The organism is Methylobacterium sp. J-048, assembly GCF_022829515.1.
Classification (GTDB): Bacteria; Pseudomonadota; Alphaproteobacteria; order Rhizobiales; family Beijerinckiaceae; genus Methylobacterium.
On record NZ_JAKSYL010000205.1, the window covers coordinates 1 to 3,717 of the forward strand.

Sequence of the window (3,717 nt, forward strand, 5' to 3'; positions counted from 1 at the left end):
GTCATTGGAGACGGCCGGGACAACGGCCTCCTGGTCGTCGTTTCCCTGAGAGCTGGCAAAAAACGTCTCGACCGGCACCTTGAGCTGATCGGCGATCCTCTGCAGCCGGCTGGCGCCGATGCGATTGCGACCCTTCTCGTACTTCTGGACCTGTTGGAAGCTGACCCCGATGGCGTGACCGAGCGCGGTCTGGCTCAGACCCTGTGCCGCCCGAACCGCCGCGATGCGACTGCCAATCTCACGGTCAGCTTCGGTCGCTTGCTTCGGTGCATTGGTGGCGGTCATCGCAAGATCAGCTCTCGTCGAGGAGAAGACTGAACGCGCCGCTGGCGGTCCAATCGCTTAAAACTGACCCAGGATTGTACACGATTGCGCTGCACAACCGTTAGTGCAGGCCAGCAACAGCTGCAACTTGCGCAGGGCACCAGTGCAACTCTGGGTATTTCCTAACGGTAGCGGCGATGGTAACGGTTTCGTGAGGGCTATGAACCCTGGCGAGGTTGAGCATCGCTCATGGACGAGATCGAGGAGCGGCGGCACGTCGTGCTGTGCAACCTCGCGGCACATGCTGGTCCGGCACGAGGCCGTCTGTGCCTGTCCCTGGAAAATGCAGCCCGATTGGCACGCCTCGCACCCGAGGTCATCGCAGCTATCGAGAACGGCAGCGGCGGTACGACTTCGCTCGCTGTGCTGACGCGCGTCGCACTATTCCTGGGGTTGACCGAGCTTGGCATGCCACGCCCTCGGCCGTCGGGGATGGAGTAGCCAAGTCTCAAAAAGCTCGTCGGGGGAAACTTCGGCCGGAGCCGGCACGTACCGCTGGCCCATGAGCGACCAAGACGACGAGCCTACCACCCTGAATGCCGCGATAGCGGCGCAGATCCACGCTGCCCGCTTGCGTGGGGCCTACTCGATCGAGACCTTGTCCGCGCTAGCCCAGGTGGATCCCGAGGCGATCGTCAGGCTTGAGAATGGCGCGTCGATCGCCGACGTCGGAGCTCGGGACCGCGTCATGGACGTGCTCGGTCTGCGTCCAGGTGGTCACCGATTTTCAACGCGGATGACAGATATCACCCCGCAGGCCGATGAGTGAGACCGAGCTCGTGACTGCCTACGGACAACCTTGGCTGCCAAGTGCCCTTACCCAGCTACACGTAGGATCCTAGGTTCCACAGCCTGTAGAAATTGCACGTTGACGCTGGCGCCGGACCTCTGCCGAACTTCGCAGCTGAACCTGCGTCCGTCACAATCGACGGTCAGTTCGAACCGCTCGGGGACATGAGCGTGCATCCGAGCATGCAGTCGCGCGCCACCGTCAGATAGGTCGCGGATCGAGCAAGCGATGGAGCCGCCAGGCACATGGATGCTGGCCGGCAGCAGAACACGGGTCCGGCGCTCGTTGCGCCGCTCCTCCATGCCCACCGTCCAGTCGTCCAGGCTCGTGCTGATGCTCGACACACCTTCGGCTGCGTGCCGCATGCTGGCGAGGATCTCCCCGGTCGCCCAGGTCTGCTCATCCATCGACGCGCTCACGCCATCAACATGGGCGCTGATCGTGCCGATCGCCGCGGTGATCGATGCCAGCGTCGTCGCGACCTCCGCCGACACAGCCTGCATGCCGGTGACTTCGCCGCTGATCCGGTTCGTGGCCGTAGCGGCCTGACTGGCCAGATCCTTTACCTCGGCTGCGACTACCGCGAAGCCGCGTCCCGCAGCTCCAGCCCGCGCCGCCTCGATCGTGGCGTTCAGCGCCAACAAGTTTATCTGCTGGGCGATGCCGGCGATCACGGCGGCGACACCACCCATCGCGCCTGCCGCCGCACGCAACCGCTCGGTCGCCGCGTCCGCTTCGCTCGTCCGCCCGTGGATGTCGTCCACAGCCGTCTTGGACTGCGCCATGCTGCGCGAGATCTCCTGCGCTGCGGCGTTCATGGTCTCCGCGGCGTCGGTTACCGCCTGGACGTTGTCGAGGGTTCGCTCGGCCGCCTGCACCGCGACGGATCGCGCTCCCATGTTGGCGGTGACGTCGGTGGCGTATTTGACGACCTTGGTCAGCCGACCGTTGGGGTCGAAGATCGGGTTGTAGCTCGCCTGGATCCAAATCGAGCGACCGCCCTTGCCGAAGCGCTGGAACATGCCGGAGGAGAAGTCGCCACCGCGCAGGCGATCCCAGAAGGCCGCATAATCTGACGTCTGCGCGTAGCCTGGCTCGACGAACATGGCGTGGTGCTGCCCGCGGATTTCCTCGATCCGATAGCCGACCGCCGCGAGGAAGTTTGCGTTGGCATCCAGAACCGTACCGTCGGGGGCGAACTGGATCACCGCCTGGGATCGATTGACGGCCGCGAGCTGACCTGCCGCGTCAGTGGTCTGTAGCTTCTGCTCCGTGACGTCAGTGGCGAACTTTACCACCTTCACCGGCTTGCCGTCCCGATCGCGGATCGGGTTGTAGGTCGCCTGGATCCAGACCTCGCGGCCGCCCTTGGCGATGCGACGGAACTCGCCGGCTGCAAACTCACCGCGTGCGAGTTTCGCCCAGAACTCGCGGTAGGCCACACCCTCTCGCTCGGTGGGATCCACGAACAGTCCGTGGTGGTGGCCCTGGACCTCGTCGAGGCTGTAGCCCACCGCGTCGAGGAAATTCTGGTTGGCGGTCAGGATCGTGCCGTCGAGGCCGAACTCGATCACGGCCTGGGAGTGGTGCAGGGCATTGAGCTGGCCGTCGTGGTCGATGTGGCGCAGCACCTGCGCGGTCGCATCGGACGCGAACTTGACGATCCGCGTGACGCGTCCCGCGCGATTGAGGACGGGGTTGTAGGTCGCCTGGATCCAGACCTCGCGGCCGCCCTTGGCGATGCGCTTGAACTCTCGGGTTTGTGCTTCACCGCGGCGCAAGGCGTCCCAAAACACGTGGTAGGCGTCGCCATCGCGCTCGCTTGGGGGCACGAACATCGTGTGATGCTGTCCCTTCACCTCGGCGAGGGTGTAGCCCGTCAGGTCGAGGAACAACGCGTTGGCGGCCAGAACCGTACCATCGGGGGCGAATTCGATTCGAGCCCTGGACTTGTCGATCGCCGCCATGAGCGAGCGCAGATCGGCATCGAATAAGGGCACGGAGTCTTCTCGCGAGACGCTAATGATGGCGCCCCCGTTCATACGGGCACCTGCTTAACGACCTTCTCAAACGACGCCCACTGCCGCAAAAGTGGGTTGGATTTTATGCATTCCCCGGCGGTTTTCTTACTGGCTCATCTGCGATGGCTACGCAAAAGTACGAGGCGGAATATGCGCGTTTTCAGAACCGGTATGACCGTCGTCGCCTTGATCGTCGCGCTCGCTGCGGCTGGATCGGCTCGCGCCGACCTTTCCAACGTCATCAGGATCGTGTTGCAGAAGGGCCGACACTACGATCCCAGCGACCTGTTTCTGCGCAGGGGCGATACCATCACCCTCGTCAACGGTAACGACAGCGCGATCCATCACGCCTTCATCGAGGCCGATCGCTTCGCGTTCGACGCCGGCGACCAGGAACCCGGCAAGCAGGCGAGGCTGACCCTCAAGGAGCCCGGCGACTTCGTGATCTGAGGCTGTGGGGTAGACGGACCGTCGTAGCGGCCCTCCTACTGGACGTGGAGGGTGAGCTTCATCTTTGGGTGGATGCCGCACTCGATCACGAAGTCGCCGGGCTCCTTGAGGGTCAGCCTCGCCTGCTTGCCG

General features: G+C 64.0%; 5 protein-coding genes. 3 read left to right on the forward strand and 2 right to left on the reverse strand.

The genetic code is table 11. The features are described 5' to 3' along the window. Window positions 1–285 (reverse strand): helix-turn-helix domain-containing protein (locus MKL09_RS20745; protein ID WP_244023279.1); only part of this gene is annotated, 285 nt, incomplete at its 3' end. Between the two features lie 228 nt (window positions 286–513). Between MKL09_RS20745 and MKL09_RS20750 the strand changes: the two genes are divergently transcribed. Next, window positions 514–765: a hypothetical protein gene (locus tag MKL09_RS20750; RefSeq protein ID WP_244023281.1), complete on the forward strand. Its 252-nt coding sequence runs from the start codon at window positions 514–516 to the stop codon at window positions 763–765. Window positions 766–826: 61 nt separating this feature from the next. After that, window positions 827–1,093: a hypothetical protein gene (locus MKL09_RS20755; RefSeq protein ID WP_244023283.1), complete on the forward strand. Its 267-nt coding sequence runs from the start codon at window positions 827–829 to the stop codon at window positions 1,091–1,093. Between the two features lie 47 nt (window positions 1,094–1,140). Here MKL09_RS20755 and MKL09_RS20760 read toward each other — a convergent pair whose 3' ends face one another. Next, entirely contained in the window at window positions 1,141–3,081 is a 1,941-nt protein-coding gene (locus MKL09_RS20760) for a PAS domain-containing protein (RefSeq protein ID WP_244023286.1), read from the reverse strand. Between the two features lie 225 nt (window positions 3,082–3,306). On the opposite strand from MKL09_RS20760, the gene MKL09_RS20765 reads away from it, so the two are divergent. Further along, window positions 3,307–3,585, forward strand: a complete 279-nt coding sequence (locus MKL09_RS20765) for a hypothetical protein (RefSeq protein WP_244023284.1) — start codon at window positions 3,307–3,309, stop codon at window positions 3,583–3,585. Window positions 3,586–3,717: the final 132 nt, after the last annotated feature.